This is a genomic window from Streptomyces sp. NPDC008079, assembly GCF_042957385.1.
Taxonomy (GTDB): Bacteria; Actinomycetota; Actinomycetes; order Streptomycetales; family Streptomycetaceae; genus Actinacidiphila.
Genome location: NZ_JBIBIC010000012.1, coordinates 80,363 through 103,997, shown reverse-complemented (window position 1 = coordinate 103,997; position 23,635 = coordinate 80,363). Strand labels below are relative to the sequence as shown.

Sequence of the window (23,635 nt, the reverse complement as noted above, 5' to 3'; positions counted from 1 at the left end):
CGATTCATCAACCGTTGACATGTCCTTAGCGGGAGCGGAACATTCCGTACCTGGGAGAGCGCTCTCCCAACTGACGGCCCGTCATGACGCCTGCCGCCACGTCGTGCCGTCAGCCCCCCATGCGCACCATCAAGCAGGAGGTCTCCATGGCACGGAGGACCAGAAGGATCCCGGGGCTGCTCATAGCCCTGTCACTCGCCGCTACCGGCCTCGGTATCGGCGGGGTCGCGATGACGACCGGAAACGCTTCCGCCAGCACACCGGCCGCCGCGGACCACGCGGCCGACCACGCCGGGATGCCCGGCATGGCGATGCCGCTGACCGGCAACGGACTGGCGTCCGGCGACGACCCGGACGGCGACGGCTACATCATGGCGAACCCGCCGGTCACCGGCGTGACGCCGTCGACGTACGAGCCGCCGCACGCGTACTTCCACGAGTTCCAGGCCCAGTGTGCCCCCACGCACACGGCGCCGGACGACCCGATCGTCTTCCCCGGCCAGCCGGGGGCGTCGCACGACCACACCTTCATGGGCAACACCAGCACGAACGGCAACTCCACGACGGCCTCACTGGAGACCGGTAACACGGTGTGTCTGGCGCCCGGCGACAAGTCGGCGTACTGGATGCCGAGTCTGTTCAAGGGCACCCAGAAGATCCTGCCGGTCGGCACGCAGACGATCTACTACAAGTCGTCCGTGAACGACTACACCAGCGTCCGCCCCTTCCCCAAGGGCCTGCGCTTCGTGGTCGGCAGCCCGAGCCAGACGCAGGACGAGTTCCAGCACCTCAAAGGCACCGTCGAGGGCTGGGAGTGCGGGACCAGTTACCACAACTGGAACATCCCGGTGAGCTGCCCCAACACGCCTGACACGCAGCTCAACATCCGTCTCCAGGCGCCGAGTTGCTGGGACGGCATCCACCTGGACGTGCCGGACCACAAGAGTCACATGGCCTACCCGGTCGCCGGCGGCGCCAACCAGAACGTCTGCCCGGCCGACCACCCGGTCGCCCTGCCGATGATCGAGTTCAAGATGGCCTGGCCGGTGAACGGCGACATGTCGCAGGTCCACCTCTCCAGTGGCCAGGGCTTCTCCTTCCACTACGACTTCTTCAACGACTGGGACGCCCCGACCCTCAACGCGCTGGTCACCCACTGCATCAACGGTGGACTCCAGTGCGACGCCCGCGGTTACGACCAGTCGCAGCCCCAGAAGGGCGCGGCTCTGAACCAGAACTACCAACTGCCGTAAGCCCGGACACCGCGCTCTCCCGCGCGGGCCGGGCTTTACCCGACCCCGTGGGAGAGCGCTCTCCGGAAACCTGTCCCCCCAACACACAGGTGATCTATGAACAGCCCCGCACTTCCCCCCTCTCAACCCCCCACAAGCAGCACAAGCAGCACGACCGGCACACCCGGCACACCCGGCTCACCGGTGACATCCGTCTTCTCCCGGCGCGCGGCCCTCGGCGCGCTGGCGGCCCTCGCGGCCACCCCGGTACTGGCGGGCCGCGCCTCGGCGGCCACCGCGGCCGGAGCGAACGGTACGACGGCCGGTACGACGGCCGGTCCGCGCGCCGCCGCCGCGGACCCCGACTTCGGCCCCAACGTCCTGGTCTTCGACCCCTCGATGCCGATCGCCGACATCCAGGCGAAGGTCTCGGACGTCTTCCGCCGCCAGGAGTCCAACCAGTTCGGCACCGACCGCTTCGCGCTGTTCTTCAAGCCGGGCACGTACGAAGGACTCGACGTCAACGTCGGCTTCTACACCCACGTCGCCGGTCTCGGCCTGTCCCCCGACGACGTCGACATCCACGGCCTGGTGCACGTCGAGGCCGACTGGATGCAGGGCAACGCCACCCAGAACTTCTGGCGCAGCGCCGAGAATCTGTCGGTCACCCCGACCGGCGGCTCCAACCGCTGGGCGGTCTCGCAGGCCGCCCCGCTGCGCCGCGTGCACATCCGCGGCGAGGTCCCGCTGTGGAACGGCTACGACGGCTGGTCCAGCGGCGGCTTCATGGCCGACTGCAAGGTGGACGGCCGGGTCGTGTCCGGCTCCCAGCAGCAGTGGCTGACCCGGAACAGCGCGCTCGGCGAATGGGCCGGTTCCGTATGGAACATGGTCTTCGTCGGCGTGGACGGCGCGCCGCCGCAGAACTTCCCCTACCCCTCCCACACGGTGGTCGACAGCGCCCCGGTGATCCGGGAGAAGCCCTTCTTGTACGTGGACGGGTCCGGCGCGTACCAGGTGTTCGTGCCCGCGCTGCACAGCAACGCCCGCGGGGTGACCTGGAACGGCGGCGCGCAGGGCGAGTCGATCCCGCTGACCGACTTCTACGTCACGAAGCCGGGCGACTCGGCGGCCACGATCAACTCCGCGCTGGCGCAGGGCAAGCACCTGCTGGTCACGCCGGGCGTGTACGCCCTCGACCAGACCGTGGAGGTGACGCGGGCGGGCACGGTCGTGCTGGGCCTGGGCATCGCCACGCTGCTGCCGGACAACGGCATCACCGCGCTGTCCGTCGCCGACGTCGACGGTGTGAAGATCTCCGGGCTGCTGATCGACGCGGGCGCCACGAATTCCGCGGTGCTGGTCCGCGTCGGACCGCAGGGCGCCGACGGCGGCCACGCGGGCGACCCGACGCTCCTCCAGGACGTGTTCGTGCGGATCGGCGGCGCGCAGGCCGGCAAGGCCACCGTCAGCGTCGAGATCAACAGCTCCGACGTGATCGGCGACAACCTGTGGCTGTGGCGGGCCGACCACGGCAGCGGTGTCGGCTGGGACGTCAACACCAGCGACACCGGCCTGGTCGTCAACGGCGCGCGCGTCACGATGTACGGCCTGTTCGTGGAGCACCACCAGAAGACCGAGGTGCTCTGGAACGGCGACGCCGGACGGACGTACTTCTTCCAGAACGAGATGCCGTACGACCCGCCCAACCAGGCGGCCTGGATGGACGGTTCGCGGCACGGCTACGCCGCCTACCAGGTGGCGGACTCGGTCGCCTCGCACGAGGCGTGGGGGCTGGGCAGCTACTGCCTGTTCCTCGCGGACCCCAGCGTCGTCGCCGACAGCGCCCTGCTGGTGCCGAACACGTCCGGGGTGCGGCTGCACGACATGGTCACCGTCTCGCTCGGCAACGACGGGACGATCAGCCATGTCGTCAACGAGACCGGAGACCCGGTGAACAACACCAACTCCGGTATCTCCTACCTGGTGAGCTACCCGTGACCCCCTCGGAGGACGAGATGCGCGCACATGTGATCAGGAGGACGGCCAGGCGCGGCCTGGCGCCCCTCGCGGTGGCGGCACTGGTCGCGGCGGGTCTCGCCGTCGTGCAGGCCCCGGCCGCGCAGGCGGCGGGCAGCGTGGTCAAGGTGACCGGCTCGCAGGGCAATTGGCAGCTCACCGTGGACGGCGCCCCGTACACCGTGAAGGGTCTGACGTGGGGTCCGCAGCCCTCGCAGGCGGCGGCGGACCTGCCGGACGTGGCACGGATGGGCGTCAACACGATCCGTACGTGGGGTACGGACGCGAGCAGCGCGCCGCTGTTCGACGCGGCGGCGGCCAACGGCATCAAGGTGATCGCCGGTTTCTGGCTCCAGCCGGGCGGCGGTCCCGGCTCGGGCGGCTGTGTCGACTACCTGACGGACACCACGTACAAGAACAACATGCTCGCGGAGTTCCCGAAGTGGGTGAACACCTACAAGGACAACCCGGGCGTGCTGATGTGGGACGTCGGCAACGAGTCGGTGCTGGGGCTCCAGAACTGCTACAGCGGTGACCAGTTGGAGCAGGAGCGCAACGCGTACACCTCCTTCGTCAACGACCTGTCGAAGGCGGTGCACGCGGCGGACCCGAACCACCCAGTGACGTCGACCGACGCGTGGACGGGCGCGTGGCCGTACTACAAGCGCAACACCCCGGACCTGGACCTGCTGGCGGTCAACTCCTACAAGGACGTCTGCAACGTCAAGTCGGCGTGGGAGAGCGGCGGTTACGACAAGCCGTACATCATCACCGAGGGCGGCCCGGCCGGTTCGTGGGAGGTGCCGAACGACGCGAACGGTGTGGCGGACGAGCCCACCGACCAGCAGAAGGCGGACGGTTACACCAACGCGTGGAACTGCGTGGCCGGCCACCCCGGTGTGGCGCTGGGCGCCACGCTCTTCCACTACGGCAACGAGGACGACTTCGGCGGCATCTGGTTCAACCTGGTGCCCGACGGCCTGAAGCGGCCCTCGTACTACGCGGTCAAGCGCGCGTACGGCGGGAACACCTCAGGTGACAACCAGCCGCCGCTGGTGACCGACATGACCGTGGACAACGCCACTTCGGGCGTGCCCGCGGGCGGCACGGTGACGATCACCACCTCGACCTCCGACCCGGAGAACGACCCGATCACGTACCAGGTGCTGTTCAGCAGCATCTACATCGACAACAACGGCTCGCTCACCCCGGCCGCGACCACGCAGAACGGCGGCACGCTGACGGCGAAGGCGCCGGAGAAGGTCGGCGTGTACGAGGCGTACGTCCGCGCCACCGACAACCACGGCAACGTCAGCTACGGCTCCAAGTCGGTGCGGATCGTGCCGCCGAAGCCGAACGGTACGAATGTCGCGCTCAACAAGCCCGCGACGGCCTCCACGTACCAGACCGACCCGACCGGCGGCTGCCCGTGCACCCCGTCGAACGCGGTGGACGGCAACGCCGGGACCCGCTGGGCGAGCGACTGGAGCGACCCGCAGTGGATCCAGGTCGACCTGGGCGCCACCACCGCCTTCCACCACGTCCAGCTCTCCTGGGAGTCGGCGTACGCCAAGGCGTACGACATCCAGACCTCCGACGACGGGCAGAACTGGACGACGGTGAAGTCCGTGACCGACGGCAACGGTGACATCGACGACCTCGACGTCTCCGGCACCGGCCGCTATGTGCGCCTGACGGGCACGCAGCGCGGCACGGCCTACGGGTACTCGCTCTACGAATTCGGCGTCTACAACTAAGCGGAGAGGAGGTGCGCTCATGTCGGACACCGTTACCGGTACGGGTTCGGACTCCCGCATCGACCGGGCCCAGCCGTACGCGCTCAGCCTGTTCCGTATCGTCGTCGGGCTCCTGTTCACCTGCCACGGTGTGGCGTCGCTCTTCGGCGTGCTCGGCACGGCCGAGCTGTCGGCGGGCCGGTGGCCGGGGTGGTACGCGGCGCTGATCCAGCTCGTCGGCGGTGTGCTGGTGCTGTTCGGGCTGGCGACCAGGCCGGCCGCGCTGATCGGCTCGGGGTCGATGGCGTTCGCGTACTTCGACGTCCATCAGCACCGGGGGCTGCTGCCGATCGAGAACGGCGGTGAGGCGGCGGTCTTCTTCTGCTGGACGCTGCTGCTGATCGTCTTCTCGGGGCCGGGCGCCCTGGCGCTGGACCGGCTGCTCGCGGACCGCAGGTCGGCCGCGCGGGCGGCGCTCGACGCGCAGGAGGCGCAGGACGGGGGGAACGGCCGGCTGGCCATGCCCGCCTGAGGCTCCGCGCGGATCTCACGCGGCCTCGCCCGGCTCCACGCGGGCTCGCGCGGCTGCGCGCGGATTCGGCCGATCTCACCACGGGGAGACAGTGCCCGGGAACACCCTGGTGTTCCCGGGCACTGTTATAGGCATGAGCGAATACCGGATCGAGCACGACTCGATGGGCGAGGTACGGGTGCCCGCCGAGGCGAAGTGGCGGGCGCAGACGCAGCGCGCGGTGGAGAACTTCCCGATCTCGGGGCAGCGGATCGAGCGGGCGCACATCGCGGCGCTGGCCCGGATCAAGGCCGCCGCCGCGAAGGTCAACGCGGAGCTGGGCGTCCTGGACAAGGACACCGCCGAGGCGATCCAGGAGGCCGCGGCCGAGGTCGCCGAGGGCCGCTGGGACGAGCACTTCCCGGTGGACGTCTTCCAGACCGGTTCCGGCACCTCGTCCAACATGAACGCCAACGAGGTGATCGCCACCCTGGCCACCGAGCGCCTGGGCCGCGACGTCCACCCCAACGACCACGTCAACGCCTCGCAGTCGTCCAACGACGTCTTCCCGTCCTCCATCCACATCGCGGCGACGGCGGCGGTGACCGGCGACCTGATTCCGGCGCTCACCCGTCTGGCGGAGTCCCTGGAGGCGAAGGCGGCGGAGTTCGCGACCGTCGTGAAGGCGGGCCGCACGCACCTGATGGACGCCACGCCGGTCACGCTGGGCCAGGAGTTCGGCGGCTACGCGGCGCAGGTGCGGTACGGGATCGAGCGGTTGCGGTCCTCGCTGCCGCGGCTGGCGGAGCTGCCACTGGGCGGCACGGCGGTGGGCACCGGCATCAACACCCCGGCGGGCTTCCCGGCCGCGGTGATCGCGGAGGTGGCGCGCGCGACCGGGCTGCCGCTGACCGAGGCCCGCGACCACTTCGAGGCGCAGGGCGCCAGGGACGGCATCGTGGAGACCTCGGGGCAGCTGCGGACGATCGCGGTCGGCCTCACCAAGATCGCCAACGACCTGCGCTGGATGTCCTCGGGGCCGCGTACCGGGCTGTCCGAGATCGCGCTGCCCGACCTTCAGCCCGGCTCGTCGATCATGCCGGGCAAGGTCAATCCGGTCGTCCCGGAGGCGGTGCTGATGGTGGCGGCGCAGGTGACGGGCAATGACACGGCCATCTCGGTGGCGGGCGCGGCGGGCAACTTCGAGCTGAACGTGATGCTGCCGGTGATCGCCCGCAACGTCCTGGAGTCGGTCCGGCTGCTCGCCAACGTCACGCGGCTGCTGGCGGACCGCACGGTGGACGGGATCACGGCGAATGTCGAGCGGGCCCGCGAGTACGCCGAGTCCTCGCCTTCGGTCGTCACTCCGCTGAACCGTTACATCGGGTACGAGGAGGCCGCGAAGGTCGCGAAGACGGCGCTGGCGCAGCGGAAGACGATCCGCGAGGTGGTGATCGAGTCCGGTTACGTCGAACGCGGTCTGCTGTCCGAAACGCAGCTCGACGAGGCGCTGGACGTTCTGCGTATGACGCATCCGTAACAGTGCTTCCGTAAACTCTGTTCATGACAGCCGAAGCGGATCTCTCGACCCGCGCCGGGGAGCGCCACTTCTGGACGCCCGGCGCGCAGGTGCTGTGGCGTTACCGGGGGAACGGCACGGACGCGGTGCACATCTGCCGTCCGGTGACCGTGGTGCGCGACGACGCGGAGCTGCTCGCGGTGTGGATGGCGCCCGGTACGGCGTGCGTGAAGCCGGTGCTGGCGGACGGGACGCCGGTGCACCGGGAGCCGCTGGCGAGCCGGTACGTGAAGCCGCGGGTGGCGCGGGTCGAGCCGTGGTGGGGCGCCGGGGTGCTGAAGCTGGCGCGGCCGGGCGAGCCGTGGTCGGTGTGGCTGTTCTGGGAGCCCGGGTGGCGGTTCAAATGCTGGTATGTGAACCTTGAGGAACCTCGTCGGCGCTGGTCGGGAGGGGTGGACTCGGAGGATCACTTCCTCGACATCTCGGTCCACCCGGACCGCTCCTGGCGCTGGCTGGACGAGGACGAGTTCGCGCAGGCGCAGGCGGACGGGCTGATGCCGGCGGAGCTGGCGGCGCGTGTGCGGCGGGCCGGTGAGCGCGCGGCGGGGGTGGTCAGGGCCTGGGGTCCGCCGTTCCGGGACGGCTGGGAGGACTGGCGGCCCGACCCGGCGTGGCCGGTGCCCGCGCTGCCGCCGGACTGGGACCGGCCGCCGTCGTAGAAGCGGCGGGCCGAGCCGAGGGTAGGGCCGCGGTGCGTACGGTAGGGGGCGTAAGCGGGCGTAAGCCGTGGGGGGCGGGAGTGAACCTCCGAGCCCCTTGTTGCGTCCCTGACCCCCAACCGTAGGATCGTGCTCCGGAACACTGCGCAATTGCCGATCGCGGCCTAGAGTTTGACGCTACGTCACAGCGACGCGAACACAGCCATTCGTACAGCCATTCAGCAGCAGCCATCCAGCAGCAGTCAGGGAGGCCCGGAACGGTGGGAACCGGCGGCTACGAGCACATGGGGATCCCCCCTGCCGACGATCACGAGGATCAGGGCAGGGACCGTACCGGCCAGGCCGAGGCGTTCGACGCGATCGGCGACCGGTACGACGAAGCGTTCCCGCACAAGGACGGGCAGGTCAGGGCCGGTGAATGGCTCGTCGAGACCCTGCCCGCCGGTGCCCGTGTGCTGGACCTCGGCTGCGGTACGGGACTGCCGACCGCGCGCCAGTTCACCGACGCGGGGCTGCGGGTGACGGGCGTGGACCTGTCGGCCGGAATGCTCGCGCAGGCACGGGTGAACGTGCCCGCGGCCGACTTCGTCCAGGCCGACTTCGCCGACCTCACCGAGGGCGGGCCGCTGGCGCCGGGAAGTTTCGCGGCGGTCGCCGCGTTCTTCTCGCTGCTCATGCTGCCCAAGGACGAGATCCCCGGCACCTTGCGGGCGCTCCACGGCCTGTTGGAGCCCGGCGGCCTGCTCGCCGTGTCGATGGTGGAAGCCGATCTGGACAATGTGCCGATTCCGTTCCTCGGTCACACCATCCGGGTATCCGGTTATCTAAGGGATGAACTGCGCCATGTCGTGGTGGACGCGGGCTTCGAGGTGATCAAGGAGGATTCGTACGCCTACGCACCGGCGAGCACCGACGTGCCGCCGGAGGAGCAGATCTTCCTCTCCTGCCGACGCGCCTGACCAGGCCCGACCCGCCGCGGCCAGCGCGTGGCGCACAGACGGATGGAACGACTCGCGTGACCACGGACCCGCCCCGTACGCCCAGGAACCACGCCGCGACCCCACCGGACCCGCGTGGCGGCTTCGCCGTACCCGAGACGCCTTCGGGGCCGAGTACCGCTGCGGGCCTCGGCTCGGCCGCGGGCCACCACGAGCTGCCCCGCGCCGCCCGCGACTTCGAGTCGGCGCGCGGCCTGGCCTCGGCGGCCTCCGCCACACCCCCGCGCCCCGGTGGGGCCCGCCCGCACGACGAGAACGAGCCGGAGGGCAGGCCGGCCGAGCGCCCCGGCGCCGACCACCCGGCGGCCGAGCGCCCTGCCACCGACCGCCCCGGCGCGGACCGGCCCTCGGCCATACCCGGCGGATCCGCCCCCGAGACCCCGCGCGGACCCTCGCGCGCCGTGGAGCCGCACCTGCCGCCGCTGCCGCCCATCCCGACGCACGGCTCCGGCTGGACGGCGCCGCCGGAGGGCGAGTCGCTGGCGTCGTTCGTCAGCACTCCGCCGCGCGGCACACCGCTGGAAGCGGCGGGACACCCCGGCGACGAGGATTCTGTGGGGATGCGCATCCCGATGCCCGTGCAGACCGGTCCCGAGGCCGACCGGCTGCGATACGTGGGTGCCGCCACCCGGCGGATCGCCCGCGGGCTCGACCTCGACGAGATCCTGCTCGGCCTGTGCCGCTCGGCGGTGCCCGCCTTCGCCGACGCGATCCTGGTCTATCTGCGCGACCCGCTGCCGGTCGGCGACGAGCGGCCGTCCGGGCCGCTGCGGCTGCGGCTGCGGCGCGCCGACGGCGGCCTGGAGGAGCCCGCGGACCCGCTGGCGACCGCGACCGCCCCGGTCGGCGCGGCGCCGCTGCTGCCCGCCCTGGAGTCGTCGTACGGCGGCGCCGCCGAGTCCATCGCGGTCCTGCTCGACGGGCCGCTGGCGGAAGTGCTGCGCGGCGTACGGCCGGTCTTCGCCGACTCCCCGCGCGCCGCCGACGCGCTCGCCGAACTCCTCGGCCGCCCCGACCACAGCGACGGGCCGCTGCCGGGCATGCCGACCGGGCGCCGCGCCCTGCTGGCACCGCTGCGCGGCCGTCGCCGGGTGATCGGCGCCGCGGTGCTGCTGCGGCGCGCGGACCGTACGCCCTTCGAGGCGGACGACCTGCTGGTGGCCGCCCAGCTCGCCACGCACACCGCCCTCGGCGTCGACAAGGCCGTGCTCTACGGCCGCGAGGCGTACATCGCGGACGCCCTCCAGCGCGAGATGCTGCCGGACTCGCTGCCGCAGCCGACCGGCGTCCAGCTCGCCAGCAGATACCTTCCGGCGGCCGAGTCCGCGCGTGTCGGCGGCGACTGGTACGACGCGATCCCGCTGCCCGGCAGCCGGGTGGCGCTCGTCGTCGGCGACGTCATGGGCCACTCCATGACCTCCGCGGCGATCATGGGCCAGCTCCGTACCACCGTCCAGACCCTGGCCGGGCTCGACCTGGCGCCCCAGGAAGTCCTCTACCACCTGGACGAACAGGCCCAGCGGCTCGGCCAGGACCGCATGGCGACCTGCGTCTACGCCGTCTACGACCCGATCGCCCACCGGCTGGTGGTCGCCAACGCGGGCCACCCGCCGCCGGTGCTGCTGCACGCCGACGGTCTCGCCGAGGTGCTGCGCGTGCCGCCCGGCGCGCCGATCGGCGTCGGGGGGGTGCCCTTCGAGGCCGTGGAGCTGCCCGCCCCCGCGGGGGCGACCCTGCTGCTCTACACCGACGGCCTGGTCGAGTCCCGCAGCCGTGACGTGTGGGGCGGCATCGAGCTGCTGCGCGAACGTCTGCACGACGCCGCCAGCGTGGTCTCGCCGCCGCCGCTGGAGCCGCTGTGCGACGAGGTGCTGGAGATCCTCGGCCCCGGCGACCGCGACGACGACATCGCCCTGCTCGCCGCGCGCTTCGACGGCATCTCGCCCAGCGACGTCGCCTACTGGTTCCTGGAGCCGCACCCCCAGACGCCCGGCCGCGCCCGCCGCCTGATCCGCCAGGCCCTGCGCCGCTGGGACCTCGATGACCAGTCCGACGCCGCCGAACTCCTGGTCAGCGAGATCGTCACCAACGCCGTGCGCTACGCCGAGCGCCCCATCACCCTGCGCCTCCTGCGCACCGACGTCCTGCGCTGCGAAGTCGGCGACGACGCGCCTCTTCTGCCGCGCATGCGCCACGCCGCCCCGGAGGAGGAAGGTGGCCGCGGCCTCTACCTCGTCAACCGCATGGCCCAACGCTGGGGCGCCACCCGCTTGGGCGCGGGCAAGGTGGTGTGGTTCGAGCTCCCGATCTAGGGCCGTACGGGGGTGGGGGTGCCGTCTTGGGTGGGGTTGCCGTGGGGGGTGAACGCCCGCGGCACCCTCTTGCGTCAGCTCAGCGTGGCGGCGGACCGTGCGTGGGAGCCGTCTTTCCCATGCTCACCGTCCTTCCCCTTTTTTTGCCGCCCTCTCGCCTCCGGCGGCTTAGATCCGGTGTCGACGGTCCTCTTCGACGGTCGCTCGTTCCTCGCTCCCTGCTCATCGTCGCTTTCGACACCGGCGCCGCCTTCGGCTCGCTGGCTACCGGCGAACCCACCTGCGCAGCGGTGCCGTAGGGGCGCAGCCCCTCGCGCGAACGCAGCCCGGTGACTCGGCCACCAGCGTGACCAAGGGTCACCGCAAGGTGGCTCAGCGTGCCGACAGGCATATTCGGTGGGAAGGTGGGGAGCAGCGAGGTCATACGACTCCCGAGCGTGAGGACACTCTCGATGAGCACCCCGTACACCACCAACAACGCCGGTATCCCGGTCGAGAGCGACGAGCACTCGCTGACCGTGGGGGCCGACGGGCCGATCCTGCTGCAGGATCACTACCTGATCGAGAAGATGGCCCAGTTCAACCGGGAGCGGGTCCCCGAGCGGGTGGTGCACGCCAAGGGCAGCGGGGCGTACGGCCGGTTCGAAGTGACCAACGACGTCAGCCAGTTCACCCGCGCCGACCTGTTCCAGCCGGGCAAGCGCACGCAGATGCTGGCGCGGTTCTCGACGGTCGCGGGTGAGCAGGGCAGCCCGGACACGTGGCGGGACCCGCGCGGCTTCGCGCTGAAGTTCTACACCGAGCACGGCAATTACGACCTGGTCGGCAACAACACCCCGGTGTTCTTCGTGCGCGACACGATCAAGTTCCAGGACTTCATCAGGTCGCAGAAGCGCCGCCCGGACAACGGGCTGCGCGACAACGACATGCAGTGGGACTTCTGGACGCTCTCGCCGGAGTCCGCGCACCAGGTGACGTGGCTGATGGGCGACCGCGGCATCCCCAAGTCGTACCGGCACATGAACGGCTACGGCTCGCACACGTACATGTGGGTCAACGGCGGCGGCACGAAGTTCTGGGTGAAGTACCACTTCAAGACCGACCAGGGCATCGACTTCCTCACCCAGGCGGACGCCGACACCCTCGCGGGCCAGAACGCCGACTACCACCGGCAGGACCTGTGGGAGGCCATCGACCGCGGCGACCACCCGTCGTGGACGCTGTATGTGCAGGTCATGCCGTTCGAGGACGCGGCGGACTACCGCTTCAACCCGTTCGACCTGACGAAGGTGTGGCCGCACGGCGACTACCCGCTGATCGAGGTCGGCCGGATGACGCTGGACCACAACCCCGAGGACTACTTCGTCCACATCGAGCAGGCGGCGTTCGAGCCCTCGAACATGGTGCCGGGCATCGGCCCGTCCCCGGACAAGATGCTGCTCGGCCGCCTGTTCTCGTACCCGGACACCCACCGGTACCGGATCGGCCCCAACTACGCCCAGCTCCCGCCGAACCGCCCGCACTCGCCGGTCAACTCCTATGCCAAGGACGGCCCGATGCGGTACGAGCCGTCGAACGCGGGGGCGCCGTACGCGCCCAACTCGTACGGCGGACCGGCCGCTTCGCCGCAGGCGTACGGGGAGGTCACCGGCTGGCGGGCGGCGGGCGAGATGGTGCGCGAGGCGTACGCGCTGCACGCGGAGGACGACGACTTCGGGCAGGCGGGCACGATGGTGCGCGAGGTGCTGGACGACGCGGCGCGCGCCCGGCTGGTGTCGAACGTGGCGGGCCACCTCAGCGACGGGGTGAGCGCGCCGGTGCTGGAGCGGGCGCTGACGTACTGGCGCAATGTCGACCAGTCGCTGGGCGACCGGATCGCCGGTGAGGTCAAGACCGGCTGACGCCCACCGAAGCGCAGCCCCGAGGCACGTGATCATGTCCCGTGCCCCGGGGCTGCATCGCGTCCGGGGGCGGGTCCGGTGCGGGTTCGAGGCTTTGCCAAGGTTTGGGTTTCCCAAAAATGTGATATCTCTTTGATAGACACTTTCGGAGGAACGGGGACCCGCCATGTCGGACCAGAAACCACAGCTCGCCGTCGACGCACCGGACATGCCCGCGCCGCGGGTGCAGGAGCGACGGGCGGTGGGCATGCCCGGTCTGCCCTTTCTGCTGCTCGCGCTGGTGGTGGTGGCCGGTGGTGTGGCGCTGATCGTCGCGGGGGCGGTGCACGCCAAGGACCACCCCGGCGCCCTCGCGACCACGCTGATCGTCGCGGGCGCGGTGGTCGTCCTCTGCGCGTTCATCACCCTGTTCGGCCTCACCCAGGTCGCGCCGGGCTCGGCGCGGGTGTGCCAGCTCTTCGGGCGCTACCAGGGCACCATCCGGCAGGACGGCCTGCGCTGGGTGAACCCCTTCACCAGCCGCCGCAAGATCTCCACCCGGCTGCGCAACCACGAGACCTCGACGCTGAAGGTCAACGACGCGTACGGCAACCCGATCGAACTGGCCGCGGTCGTGGTCTGGCAGGTCAGGGACACCGCGCAGGCGACCTTCGAGGTCGACAACTACGTCCAGTTCGTGAGCATCCAGACCGACACCGCCGTCCGGCACATCGCGACCAACTACCCGTACGACGCCCACGACGGCCAGTCGATCTCGCTGCGCGGCAACTCCGAGGACATCACCGAGCGGCTGTCCGCCGAGATCGCCGCCCGCGTCGAGTCGGCCGGTGTGAAGATCATCGAATCCCGCTTCACACACCTCGCCTACGCGCCCGAGATCGCCTCCGCGATGCTTCAGCGGCAGCAGGCCGGGGCCATCGTGGCCGCCCGGCAGACGATCGTGGACGGCGCGGTCGGCATGGTCGAGTCGGCGCTGTCCCGGATCGCCGAGCAGGGGATCGTCGAACTGGACGAGGAGCGCAAGGCGTCCATGGTCAGCAATCTGCTGGTCGTGCTCTGCGGTGACCGCGCCGCGCAGCCGGTCCTGAACACGGGCACCCTCTACCAGTGACCTCCTCCGCGCCCGACGACGGGCCCGACGGGGCGGGCGGCGGGGAGACCGCCGCCCGCACCGTACGCAAGCAGGTGCTGCTGCGGCTCGACCCCGCCGTTCACGACGCCCTCGCGTCCTGGGCGGCGGCGGAGCTGCGCAGCACCAACGCGCAGATCGAGTTCCTGCTGCGCCGCGCCCTCGCCGAGGCGGGCCGCCTGCCCAGCGCGACCCGCCCCCTCCCCCGCCGCGGCCGGCCCCCGAAGCCGTCGGCCGGTACGTAGGCCCCGCCCGCCACCGGCCCCCTCCCGACACCACCGCACGGCGGCGGAAGGCAGCGCTCCGATGCGTATACATGGTGTGTATACCCGTGGTGTACAGTGCTCCGCATGTCAATTGGGCACACCCTGCTCGGACTCCTGGAGTCCGGCCCGCGCCACGGCTACGACCTCAAGCGCGCATTCGACGAACGGTTCGGACACGACCGCCCGCTGGCCTATGGGCAGGTCTACTCGACGATGGCCAGGCTGCTGAAGAACGGCCTGGTCGAGGTGGACGGCATAGAGCCGGGCGGCGGCCCCGAGCGCAAGCGGTACGCGATCACCGAAGCGGGGATCACGGACGTCGAGACGTGGCTGACGCAGCCGGAGAAGCCGGAACCGTACCTCCAGACCACGCTGTACACGAAGGTCGTGCTGGCGCTGCTGACCGGCCGCCCGGCCGCCGACCTGCTCGACACCCAGCGCGCCGAGCACCTGCGGCTGATGCGCGACCTCACCCGGCGCAAGTCGGCGGGCGACCTGGCGGACCAGCTCATCTGCGACCACGCCCTGTTCCATCTGGAGGCGGATCTGCGGTGGCTGGAGCTGACCGCCGCCCGTCTCGACCAGCTCGCCGCGGAGGTGGCCAAATGAACGCGTCGACCGAGCCCCGACCCGAGCCGCTGCTGGTGGCCGCGGGACTGCGCAAGGCGTACGGCCCGACCCCGGCGCTGGACGGCGCCGACTTCAGCATCAGGCCCGGCGAGGTCGTCGCGGTCATGGGCCCCTCGGGGTCGGGCAAGTCGACCCTGCTGCACTGCCTGGCCGGCATCGTGAAGGCCGACTCCGGCCAGGTGCGCTACCGGGGACGCGACCTGTCGGCCATGTCGGACGGCGAGCGCAGCGCGCTGCGCCGCGCCGACTTCGGCTTCGTCTTCCAGTTCGGCCAGCTCGTACCCGAGCTGACCTGCCTGGAGAACGTGGCGATGCCGATGCGGCTCGGCGGCGCCAAGCGCAGGCCGGCCGAGCAGCAGGCGGCGCAGTGGCTGGAGCGCCTGGAGGTCGCCGACATCGCCGACAAGCGGCCCGGCGAGGTCTCCGGCGGCCAGGGCCAGCGCGTCGCGGTGGCGCGCGCGCTGGTCGGCGGCCCGCGGGTCGTCTTCGCCGACGAGCCGACCGGCGCGCTGGACTCGCTCAACGGCGAGCGGGTGATGCGGCTGCTGACCGACGCCGCGCACGACACCCGCGCCGCCGTCGTCCTGGTCACCCACGAAGCGCGGGTGGCCGCCTACTCCGACCGGGAGATCGTCGTGCGGGACGGGAAGTCGCGCGACATGGAGCGGGTGTCATGAACAGCCGCGAACCTCACGGCACCGGGGCACCGGACCAGCCGGCCGGCGTGCGGACCTGGGCGCGCGACCTCGCGCTCGGCGCGCGTTTCGCGGCGGGCGGCGGACGCGAGGGCTGGACCCGTACGGTGCTGACCGCCGTCGGCGTCGGGCTCGGCGTGGCGCTGCTGCTGCTCGCCGCCGCCGTACCGGCCATGCTGGACACGCGGGAACAGAAGCGGGTGGCCCGCGACACCTCCTCCGCCACGTTCATCGCCAAGCCGTCCGACCGCTCGCTCCTGGTGGCCGACGTCAGGACCGTCTACCGGGACTCGCAGATCAGCGGCTCGCTGCTCCAGGCCGAGGGGGCCAAGGCACCCTCGCCGCCCGGCGTCGCCCATCTGCCGGGCGCCGGGGAGATGGTGGTCTCCCCCGCGCTGCGCAAGCTGCTGAACTCCACGCCGCTGCTGCGCGAGCGCATCCCGTACAAGATCACCGGCACCGTCGGGGAAGCCGGGCTGATGGGCCCGAGCGAGCTGCTGTACTACGCGGGCAGCGATCAGCTCACCGCCCGTGACGAGAACTACGGGCACGGCAACGCCACGCGGGTCACCTCGTACGGCTACCACGCCCCGTCCGAGGCGATGAGCCCGGTGCTGACGCTGCTGCTGGTCGTCATGCTGGTGGTGCTGCTGCTGCCGGTCGCGGTCTTCGTCGGCGCGGCGGTACGGCTGGGCGGCGAGCGGCGGGACCGGCGGCTGGCGGCGATGCGGCTGGTCGGCGCGGACATCCGGATGACCCGCAGAATCGCCGCGGGGGAAGCCCTGTTGGGGTCGCTGTTCGGGCTGGTGCTGGGCGCGGTGTTCTTCTTCACCGGTCGGCAGCTGGCCTCGCACTTCACGATCCACGACATCAGCGCCTTTCCCGCCGACATGACGCCGAACGCGGCGCTCACCACGCTGATCGTGCTGGCGGTCCCGGTGGCGGCCGTCGCCGTGACCCTGGTCAGCCTGCGCGGCACGGCGATCGAACCGCTCGGCGTGGTCCGCCAGGGGCTCGGCCGGCGCCGCACCCTGTGGTGGCGGCTGCTGGTGCCGCTGGTCGGCATCGGCCTGCTGGTCCCGCTGTTCGGTTCGGTCAACGGCAGCGACGCGCATGTCAACGAGTACCAGACCGCGGCGGGCGCGGTGCTGCTGCTGTTCGGTGTCACCACGGTGCTGCCCTGGGTCGTGGAGGCCGTCGTCGGACGGCTGCGCGGCGGACCGGTCGCCTGGCAACTGGCCACCCGCAGGCTCCAGTTGAACAGCAACGGATCGGCGCGGATGGTCAGCGGCGTCACGGTCGCGGTCGCCGGGGCCATCGCGCTCCAGATGCTCTTCGCGGGCGTCAACGACACCTTCGTGCACTCCACGGGCGCCGACACGTCCCGTATCCAGGCCACCGTCAGCGCGCCGACCGCCGACGCGCGGCAGGCGGTCGACTACACCGCGAAGGTCCGGGCGACGCCCGGCGTGGCGCGGGCGTACGGCTTCATCGACACGCGGGCCACGCAGCCGGACGCCAGCAAGCTCGGCCCCGACGCCGAGACCGCCTACATCCCGCTGCTGGTCGCCGACTGCGACACGCTGCGGCAGATGGCCGACATCGGCTCCTGCGGGGCGGGCAGCGTCTACATCGTGCCCAACAACGAGCATTGGGGCGCGTCGTCCAACGCGGACCTGGCCAAGTACGCCAAGCCCGGCAAGCGCCTCGACCTCAACACCGGCGCCCTGCCGTACACCGGCGCTCCGCGGCTGTGGACGGTCCCGTCCGACGCCCGTTCGGTCACGGCGCGGACCGACCCGCGCGGTCAGACCAACTGGGGCGTCCTGCTGACCCCGGAGGCCGTCGACCAGTCGAAGCTGGCCGATCCCACGGCCGTCGTCATGGTCAACCTCGACGCGGGCAAGCGGGACGCGGTGGAGTACCTGCGCAACACCGGGGCCGCGCTCGGCCCGACGGTCACCGTCTCGGCCGTGAGCGACAGCACCACGCAGACGCAGTACGGCCAGTTGCGGCGCGGCCTGTTCGTGGGCGCGGCCATCACCATGGCGCTGATCGGCGCCAGCCTGCTCGTCACGATGCTGGAGCAGCTCCGCGACCGCAAGAAGCTGCTCGCCGTCCTGGTCGCCTTCGGCACCCGGCGCACCGCCCTGGCCTGGTCGGTGCTGTGGCAGACGGCCATTCCGATGGCGCTCGGCCTGGTCCTCGCCTGTGTCGGGGGGCTCGGGCTCGGCGCCGCGCTCCTGGCGATGGTCGGCCGTACGTTCCACGTCGACTGGGCGATCGTCGCCCAGATGTCGGCGATCGGCGCGTCCGTCGTCCTGGCCGTCACCCTCCTCAGCCTGCCGCCGCTGTGGCGGCTGATGCGGCCGGACGGTCTGCGGACCGAATAGGCCGAAGGGCGAAGGGCGAAGGGCGAACGACGCGACCGCCCCCGCGTCCGGAGGGGGGACGCGGGGGCGGTCGGAGGCGGGGGGCGGTCGCGGGGGCGCTGTTAGGCGGACGCGCCCTCGTGAGTGTGGTCGTCCTCGTGGGAGGGGTCCCGGTCGTCCGGGCCGGGACCGTTCGGGCCGGGGCCCTCAGGACCGGAACCCTCGGGACCGGAGCCCTCGGGGCCGGAGCCCCCAGGACCGGAGCCCCCGGGGCCGGGGCCGTCCGGTGTCGGGCCGCCCGAGGCCGGGGCCTCCGGGTCCGCCGGGGGCTGACGGGTGGTGACCGGGGCGATCTCGTAGGCCGTCGCGCCGTGCGGACCGGCTGCGGCCGCCGCCCGCTCCTTGGTGTGGGCCCTGAGGTAGCCGACCACCGTGTTGCCGACCGCGACCAGCGGCACGGCGACGACGGCGCCGCCGATGCCCGCGATCATCGAACCGGCGGCGACGGACAGGACGACGGCCAGCGGGTGGACGCGGACGGCGCGGCCGAGGATGAAGGGCTGGAGGATGTGCCCCTCGATCTGCTGGACGGCGAGCACGACGACCAGCACCATCAGCGCGGTGAACGGCCCCTGGGTGACCAGGGCCACGACGACCGCGATGAAGCCGGAGGCGACGGCGCCGACCAGCGGCACGAAGGACGACAGGAAGATGACCACGGCCAGCGGCACGGCCATCGGCACGCCGAGGAAGAAGATGCCGACGCCGATGAAGATGGCGTCGATGAGGGCGACTATCACCGTGCCGCGCACGTACAGGGTGAGGGTGCGCCAGGCGCGCGGACCGGCGCCGGCCAGCCCGTCCCTGGCCGCGTCGGGGAACAGCTTGAGGAACCAGTTCCAGATGTTCGGCCCGTCGTAGAGCAGGAACAGCGTGCTGAACATCGCCAGCAGTATGCCGGTGAGCAGTTCGACGATGACGGTGACGCCCTGGAGCCCGGCGTCGGTCAGCGCCTTGGTGTTGGAGCCGATCGCTTCCTGGAGGTTCTTGGCGACCTGGTTGATCTGGTCGTCGGTGACGTGGAAGGGGCTGTTGAGCAGCCACTTCTTCACCTCGTTGACGCCGTCCTGGAGGCTGGTCGACAGATTGCTGATGTTGTCCATCACCTGCCAGACCACGAACCAGCCGACCAGGCCCATGATGACGAAGCCGCCGACGAAGACCATGGCCGTCGCCACCCCGCGCGGCACACCGCGCCGCTTGAGGCGGGCGACGAACGGCTGGAGCAGCGCGGTGATCAGCAGGCCGGCAGTGAAGGCCAGCACCACGAGCTGTACGGCGCCGATCACCCGCATCAGCACCCAGACGGTGCCCGCGAGCACCAGCAGCCGCCAGCCGACCTCGGCGCCGACGCGCATGCTCCACGGCACGGCCGACACCGGATCGGGCTGCGGCGCGCGCGGCGCGGGCACGACGACGACGGGCGGGGGCGCGACGGCCCCGCCTCCCGCACCGGCGGCCTTCGCCGTACGCTTCCCGCCGCCCGGTTCGGAGGCCGCGTCGGGCGTGTCGGCCTCCCGGTCCGTACCGGCGGAGGGGTCGGTGGCGGGAGCGGCGTCCGAGGAGTCGCGGCGCGGGTCCTCGATCGCGGCGCCGACGCCGCGGCTCGCGTTCACCGCCGCCTGGCGTTCGTCGATCCGTCCGGCGATATTGGCCAGCCCGGAGGCCAGTACGGCGCTCCAGTGGCGCTTGTCCGGCATTGCTCTCCCCTGACCCCGTCGACCATCTGTGGAACTGCTGAGAATGACGATGTTATTCGCGAGGAGGGTTGCCTCCCACATCCTCCCCGCGCCTACCCCGTTCCGGGACACGCACAAGCCCCCGGCCCTGAGGGCTCGGGGGCTTGCGGAGAGATACCGCGCACTGCCGCCTGACGGCTGGGCGCCGTCGGCTCAGTAGTAGTTGTGACTCTGCCAGAACGACCAGGCGCCGCAAGGGCTGCCGTACCGGCTGTTCATGTAGTTGAGGCCCCACTTTATCTGCGTGGCCGGATTGGTCCGCCAGTCCGAGGCGACCGAGGCCATCTTCGAACCGGGGTTGGACTGAACCAGGCCGTACGCCCCGGAGGAGGGGTTGGTCGCCGTGTAGTTCCAGCCGCTCTCGCGGGAGACGATGTTGGAGAAGCACGCGAACTGGTCGCCGCCGACGATGGTCTGCGCCATCGCCTTGACCTGCGCCACCGTGTACGAGGCCGTGACGGGGAACGTGGCACGTGAGTCGCCACCGCCCCGGCTGGCGGCCTCTTCGAGCTTGCGCTGCTTCTCCTTGGCAGCCGCCTCGTCCGCCGCCTTCTTCTTGGCGGCGGCGTCCTTGGCCGCCTGGACGCGGGCGGTCTGCTCAGCGGACTGCCGGGCCGTGGCATCGGCGGCGTCCGACTGCGCCTGCACCTGCTCGGTCAGCGAAGCCTGCTGAATCTGCTGCCCAGCGGGAATGTCCGCAAGGAGGGTCGTCGTGCCGGCTGCTTCGACAGGCTCGGAAGAGCCCTGGTCGGCGCCCGACGCGACGCCTACGACGGCGCCCACAGTGGTGACCGCAGTGGCCGAAGCCACCGCGAGTCCCCGGACCGAGATCCGGCTCACACGGTTTCCTTCCAGCATCGCCCGATGGGTGACCTCACGGACGAAATCGTGCCCCTGGCACGGTCCCCTTCCTGCCGGTCCGCCAATACGGGCCGGTCGGTCACGGGGGCACTGGCCCGGTGCGAACTCCCGGAGGAGTCCCGCGTGGTGCTCGGGCGGCTCATGGCGGTCGATGTGGATTTGTGTGGAGCTGCTCTTCCCACACCCCTGAGGGTGTAGGAGTGCCATAAGCGGGGCCTGACAGCCTCACACCCTGCCGTACGCGGACGCCGCGCGGCAATTTCCGGTTGAGTGGCAAAGCTCACACGCTGCGGAGGAGGGTAAATCCGAGCGGCGGACCCCGTAAAACGCTAGGCTGCTGCACCCTTCACGCCGGGCGCAGCAGCCTCAACTCACGCTATCACTCAGTAAATCCGGACACTTCAGGCCCCCCGCCATTCGGGGGCCGTGCCCCGGTCAGGCCCCGCCGTCCTCCAGCATCTCGGTGACGAGAGCGGCGATCGGCGACCGCTCGGAGCGGTTGAGGGTGATGTGGGCGAACAGCGGATGGCCCTTCAGCTTCTCCACCACCGCCACGACACCGTCGTAACGGCCCACCCGGAGGTTGTCGCGCTGCGCCACGTCGTGGGTGAGGACCACCCGCGATCCGGCGCCGATCCGCGACAGGACGGTCAGCAGGACGTTCCGCTCCAGCGACTGGGCCTCGTCGACGATCACGAAGGCGTCGTGCAGCGAACGGCCCCTGATGTGGGTCAGCGGCAGCACTTCCAGCATGCCGCGCGCCACGACCTCCTCGATGACCTCCTTGGACGTCACGGCCGACAGCGTGTCGAAGACGGCCTGAGCCCAGGGGCTCATCTTCTCCGCCTCGCTGCCGGGCAGGTAGCCCAGCTCCTGGCCGCCGACCGCGTACAGCGGCCGGAAGACCATCACCTTGCGGTGCTGACGGCGCTCCAGGACGGCTTCGAGGCCCGCGCACAGGGCCAGCGCAGACTTGCCGGTACCCGCGCGCCCGCCCATCGACACGATGCCGACGTCGGGGTCGAGCAGCAGATCGAGCGCGATCCGCTGTTCCGCGCTGCGGCCGTGGATGCCGAACGCCTCGCGGTCGCCGCGCACCAGCCGCACCCGGCCGTCCTCGGTGACCCGGCCCAGCGCCTTGCCGCGCTCGGACTGGAGCACCAGGCCGGTGTGAACCGGCAGCTCGGCCGCTTCGGGCAGCGCGATGGACTCCTCCGCGAAGAGGGTGTCCACCTCGTCCGCCCCGACCAGCAGTTCCTCCATTCCCGTCCAGCCCGAGGTGATCGCCAGCTCGGCCCGGTACTCCTCGGCCAGCAGGCCGACGGAGGACGCCTTCACCCGCAGCGGCAGATCCTTGGAGACGACGGTGACGTCGTACCCCTCGGCCTGCAGATTGCGGGCGACCGCCAGAATGCGCGAGTCGTTGTCACCGAGCCGGAATCCGGCGGGGAGCACCCCGGGATCCGAGTGGTTGAGCTCGACACGCAGCGTGCCACCGACGTCACCGATCGGAATCGGTGCGTCCAGACGGCCGTAGCGGATCCGGAACTCATCCAGCAGCCGCAACGCCTGGCGGGCGAAGTAGCCGAGTTCCGGGTGGTGGCGCTTGGCTTCCAACTCCGTCACCACGACGACCGGCAGCACAACCTCGTGCTCGTCGAAGCGGGCGATGGCATTGGGGTCTGCGAGCAGCACGCTGGTGTCGAGTACGTACGTGCGCCGGTCGTTGTCACGGCGATTCTTGCTGGTCACCACGTGTGGACGAACCCCCTCGGGAGAGGTCGAACTGCGGTACCGGCAACCATGGGCCGGATGCCGGTCTCCCAGTGATATGCCCTGGAAAACCGTTGCCCATGCGAATGCATATGACAGTCATCCGACGGTCATCGCCCGGTCACCGACCGCTCACCGGCCATTACGCGGGAGAAACCGGCCTCCGCACGCCGTCGTCGAGCCCTCGCGGCACCGGATTCAGGCCGCCCCCACGCCCCCCGTACGGCCCACACCGCGCCCCGCGCGGCAGGGGCTCCACGGGGTCTTCCGTACCGGCGCGCCGGTACGGAAGTCGTCAGGTGCCGTAGCGCCGGTGCCTGGCCGCGTAGTCGCGCAGCGCCCGCAGGAAGTCCACCTTGCGGAAGGCGGGCCAGAAGACCTCGCAGAAGTAGTACTCCGAGTGGGCGCTCTGCCAGAGCATGAAGCCGGACAGCCGCTGCTCCCCCGAGGTGCGGATCACCAGATCCGGGTCGGGCTGGCCGCGCGTGTAGAGGTGCTCCGAGATGTGCTCGACGTCCAGGATCTCGGCCAGGTCCTCGATGGTGGTGCCGCGCCCCGCGTGCTCGTGCAGCAGCGACCGTACGGCGTCGGCGATCTCCTGCCGGCCGCCGTAGCCCACCGCCACGTTCACCAGCAGGCCGCCGAGCGCGTGCGTCTCCTGCTCGGCCTCCTTGAGCACCGACTGGGTGTGCGCGGGCAGCAGGTCCATGGTGCCCACGTGGTGCACGCGCCAGCGGCCGGTCGCGGCCAGTTCACGCACCGCGTCCTCGATGATGCCCAGCAGCGGCACCAACTGGTCGGCGGGGCGGTCCAGATTGTCGGTGGACAGCAGCCACAGCGTGACCACCTCGACACCGGTCTCCTCGCACCAGCCGAGCATTTCGGAGATCTTGTCGGCCCCGGCCCTGTGCCCCTGTTCGGGGCTGCCGCCGGACGCCTTGGCCCAGCGCCGGTTGCCGTCCAGGATCACGCCGATGTGCTTGGGGCCCTGCGCCACGTCCAGCCGGCGTTCCACCCTGCGGGAGTACAGCCCGTACACCAGGTCGCGCAGATTCATCGCACACCAGCCCCTCCTGGGCCTGTCGCCCGGCGGCCACACTACTGCGCACAAGGGCTCGCGGACGAACCGGGGAGGCGGGGCCGACACCCCCGCGTGATAAGCA

Annotated in this window: 18 protein-coding genes; 14 read left to right on the top strand and 4 right to left on the bottom strand. The window is 71.1% G+C overall.

All coding sequences use genetic code 11. The annotated features are described in order from the left end of the window. The first annotated feature begins 146 nt into the window (after positions 1-146). The 14 genes from ACFZAM_RS24135 (at position 147) to ACFZAM_RS24070 (ending at position 18,060) form a co-directional block, all read left to right on the top strand. Positions 147-1,253 carry a DUF1996 domain-containing protein gene (locus ACFZAM_RS24135; protein ID WP_355347946.1) on the top strand — a complete coding sequence of 369 codons (1,107 nt, stop codon included), beginning with the start codon at positions 147-149 and terminating at the stop codon, positions 1,251-1,253. A 96-nt stretch (positions 1,254-1,349) separates the two neighbouring features. Beyond that, complete coding sequence (locus ACFZAM_RS24130) at positions 1,350-3,233, top strand: adenylyl cyclase (RefSeq protein WP_391049205.1); 1,884 nt, start codon at positions 1,350-1,352, stop codon at positions 3,231-3,233. A gap of 17 nt (positions 3,234-3,250) precedes the next feature. Next, a complete protein-coding gene (locus ACFZAM_RS24125) occupies positions 3,251-5,008 on the top strand; it encodes a discoidin domain-containing protein (protein WP_391049204.1) in 1,758 nt (585 codons plus the stop codon). Positions 5,009-5,027: 19 nt separating this feature from the next. Next, the gene (locus ACFZAM_RS24120) at positions 5,028-5,519 is read left to right on the top strand and encodes a DoxX family protein (RefSeq protein ID WP_355347938.1); all 492 of its coding nucleotides are present in this window, start codon (positions 5,028-5,030) and stop codon (positions 5,517-5,519) included. A 133-nt stretch (positions 5,520-5,652) separates the two neighbouring features. Further along, entirely contained in the window at positions 5,653-7,038 is a 1,386-nt protein-coding gene (locus ACFZAM_RS24115) for a class II fumarate hydratase (protein WP_355347935.1), read from the top strand. Positions 7,039-7,061: 23 nt separating this feature from the next. Next, positions 7,062-7,736, top strand: a complete 675-nt coding sequence (locus tag ACFZAM_RS24110) for a DUF402 domain-containing protein (RefSeq protein ID WP_355347933.1) — start codon at positions 7,062-7,064, stop codon at positions 7,734-7,736. 284 nt (positions 7,737-8,020) lie between these two features. Then, entirely contained in the window at positions 8,021-8,695 is a 675-nt protein-coding gene (locus ACFZAM_RS24105) for a class I SAM-dependent methyltransferase (RefSeq protein ID WP_355348005.1), read from the top strand. Positions 8,696-8,751: 56 nt separating this feature from the next. Continuing rightward, positions 8,752-11,046, top strand: a complete 2,295-nt coding sequence (locus ACFZAM_RS24100) for a SpoIIE family protein phosphatase (protein ID WP_391049200.1) — start codon at positions 8,752-8,754, stop codon at positions 11,044-11,046. 452 nt (positions 11,047-11,498) lie between these two features. Next, on the top strand, positions 11,499-12,947 hold the full coding sequence (locus tag ACFZAM_RS24095; RefSeq protein WP_391049197.1) for a catalase: 1,449 nt from the start codon (positions 11,499-11,501) through the stop codon (positions 12,945-12,947). A 166-nt stretch (positions 12,948-13,113) separates the two neighbouring features. Next, positions 13,114-14,058: an SPFH domain-containing protein gene (locus ACFZAM_RS24090; RefSeq protein WP_355347925.1), complete on the top strand. Its 945-nt coding sequence runs from the start codon at positions 13,114-13,116 to the stop codon at positions 14,056-14,058. Next, on the top strand, positions 14,055-14,321 hold the full coding sequence (locus tag ACFZAM_RS24085; RefSeq protein ID WP_391049193.1) for a hypothetical protein: 267 nt from the start codon (positions 14,055-14,057) through the stop codon (positions 14,319-14,321). Before ACFZAM_RS24090 ends, ACFZAM_RS24085 begins: the two co-directional genes overlap by 4 nt. 105 nt (positions 14,322-14,426) lie before the next feature. Further along, the gene (locus tag ACFZAM_RS24080) at positions 14,427-14,951 is read left to right on the top strand and encodes a PadR family transcriptional regulator (RefSeq protein ID WP_355347919.1); all 525 of its coding nucleotides are present in this window, start codon (positions 14,427-14,429) and stop codon (positions 14,949-14,951) included. Then, positions 14,948-15,649: an ATP-binding cassette domain-containing protein gene (locus tag ACFZAM_RS24075; protein WP_391049189.1), complete on the top strand. Its 702-nt coding sequence runs from the start codon at positions 14,948-14,950 to the stop codon at positions 15,647-15,649. The genes ACFZAM_RS24080 and ACFZAM_RS24075 overlap by 4 nt, the downstream gene beginning before the upstream one ends. Next, positions 15,646-18,060 (top strand): FtsX-like permease family protein, encoded by a 2,415-nt coding sequence (locus ACFZAM_RS24070; RefSeq protein ID WP_391049186.1) that lies wholly within the window; start codon positions 15,646-15,648, stop codon positions 18,058-18,060. The genes ACFZAM_RS24075 and ACFZAM_RS24070 overlap by 4 nt, the downstream gene beginning before the upstream one ends. A 101-nt stretch (positions 18,061-18,161) precedes the next feature. On the opposite strand, the gene ACFZAM_RS24065 is transcribed toward ACFZAM_RS24070, so the two are convergent. From ACFZAM_RS24065 to ACFZAM_RS24050, 4 genes are all read right to left on the bottom strand, one after another. Further along, a complete protein-coding gene (locus ACFZAM_RS24065) occupies positions 18,162-19,799 on the bottom strand; it encodes an AI-2E family transporter (protein ID WP_391049184.1) in 1,638 nt (545 codons plus the stop codon). A gap of 192 nt (positions 19,800-19,991) precedes the next feature. Beyond that, positions 19,992-20,696: a transglycosylase SLT domain-containing protein gene (locus ACFZAM_RS24060; RefSeq protein ID WP_355347907.1), complete on the bottom strand. Its 705-nt coding sequence runs from the start codon at positions 20,694-20,696 to the stop codon at positions 19,992-19,994. A gap of 438 nt (positions 20,697-21,134) precedes the next feature. Then, the gene (locus ACFZAM_RS24055; protein ID WP_355347904.1) at positions 21,135-22,454 is read right to left on the bottom strand and encodes a PhoH family protein; all 1,320 of its coding nucleotides are present in this window, start codon (positions 22,452-22,454) and stop codon (positions 21,135-21,137) included. A gap of 313 nt (positions 22,455-22,767) precedes the next feature. Continuing rightward, positions 22,768-23,529 carry an isoprenyl transferase gene (locus ACFZAM_RS24050; protein WP_355347900.1) on the bottom strand — a complete coding sequence of 254 codons (762 nt, stop codon included), beginning with the start codon at positions 23,527-23,529 and terminating at the stop codon, positions 22,768-22,770. Positions 23,530-23,635: the final 106 nt, after the last annotated feature.

Bases quoted from the DNA above. Each gene is read 5' to 3' on its own strand.
- ACFZAM_RS24135 (WP_355347946.1), top strand. From the start codon at position 147: ATGGCACGGAGGACCAGAAGGATCCCGGGGCTGCTCATAGCCCTGTCA.
- ACFZAM_RS24110 (WP_355347933.1), top strand. From the start codon at position 7,062: ATGACAGCCGAAGCGGATCTCTCGACCCGCGCCGGGGAGCGCCACTTC.
- ACFZAM_RS24060 (WP_355347907.1), bottom strand. From the start codon at position 20,696: ATGCTGGAAGGAAACCGTGTGAGCCGGATCTCGGTCCGGGGACTCGCG.
- ACFZAM_RS24125 (WP_391049204.1), top strand. From the start codon at position 3,251: ATGCGCGCACATGTGATCAGGAGGACGGCCAGGCGCGGCCTGGCGCCC.
- ACFZAM_RS24080 (WP_355347919.1), top strand. From the start codon at position 14,427: ATGTCAATTGGGCACACCCTGCTCGGACTCCTGGAGTCCGGCCCGCGC.
- ACFZAM_RS24075 (WP_391049189.1), top strand. From the start codon at position 14,948: ATGAACGCGTCGACCGAGCCCCGACCCGAGCCGCTGCTGGTGGCCGCG.
- ACFZAM_RS24105 (WP_355348005.1), top strand. From the start codon at position 8,021: ATGGGGATCCCCCCTGCCGACGATCACGAGGATCAGGGCAGGGACCGT.
- ACFZAM_RS24065 (WP_391049184.1), bottom strand. From the start codon at position 19,799: ATGCCGGACAAGCGCCACTGGAGCGCCGTACTGGCCTCCGGGCTGGCC.
- ACFZAM_RS24070 (WP_391049186.1), top strand. From the start codon at position 15,646: ATGAACAGCCGCGAACCTCACGGCACCGGGGCACCGGACCAGCCGGCC.
- ACFZAM_RS24090 (WP_355347925.1), top strand. From the start codon at position 13,114: ATGTCGGACCAGAAACCACAGCTCGCCGTCGACGCACCGGACATGCCC.
- ACFZAM_RS24115 (WP_355347935.1), top strand. From the start codon at position 5,653: ATGAGCGAATACCGGATCGAGCACGACTCGATGGGCGAGGTACGGGTG.
- ACFZAM_RS24130 (WP_391049205.1), top strand. From the start codon at position 1,350: ATGAACAGCCCCGCACTTCCCCCCTCTCAACCCCCCACAAGCAGCACA.
- ACFZAM_RS24095 (WP_391049197.1), top strand. From the start codon at position 11,499: ATGAGCACCCCGTACACCACCAACAACGCCGGTATCCCGGTCGAGAGC.
- ACFZAM_RS24120 (WP_355347938.1), top strand. From the start codon at position 5,028: ATGTCGGACACCGTTACCGGTACGGGTTCGGACTCCCGCATCGACCGG.
- ACFZAM_RS24050 (WP_355347900.1), bottom strand. From the start codon at position 23,529: ATGAATCTGCGCGACCTGGTGTACGGGCTGTACTCCCGCAGGGTGGAA.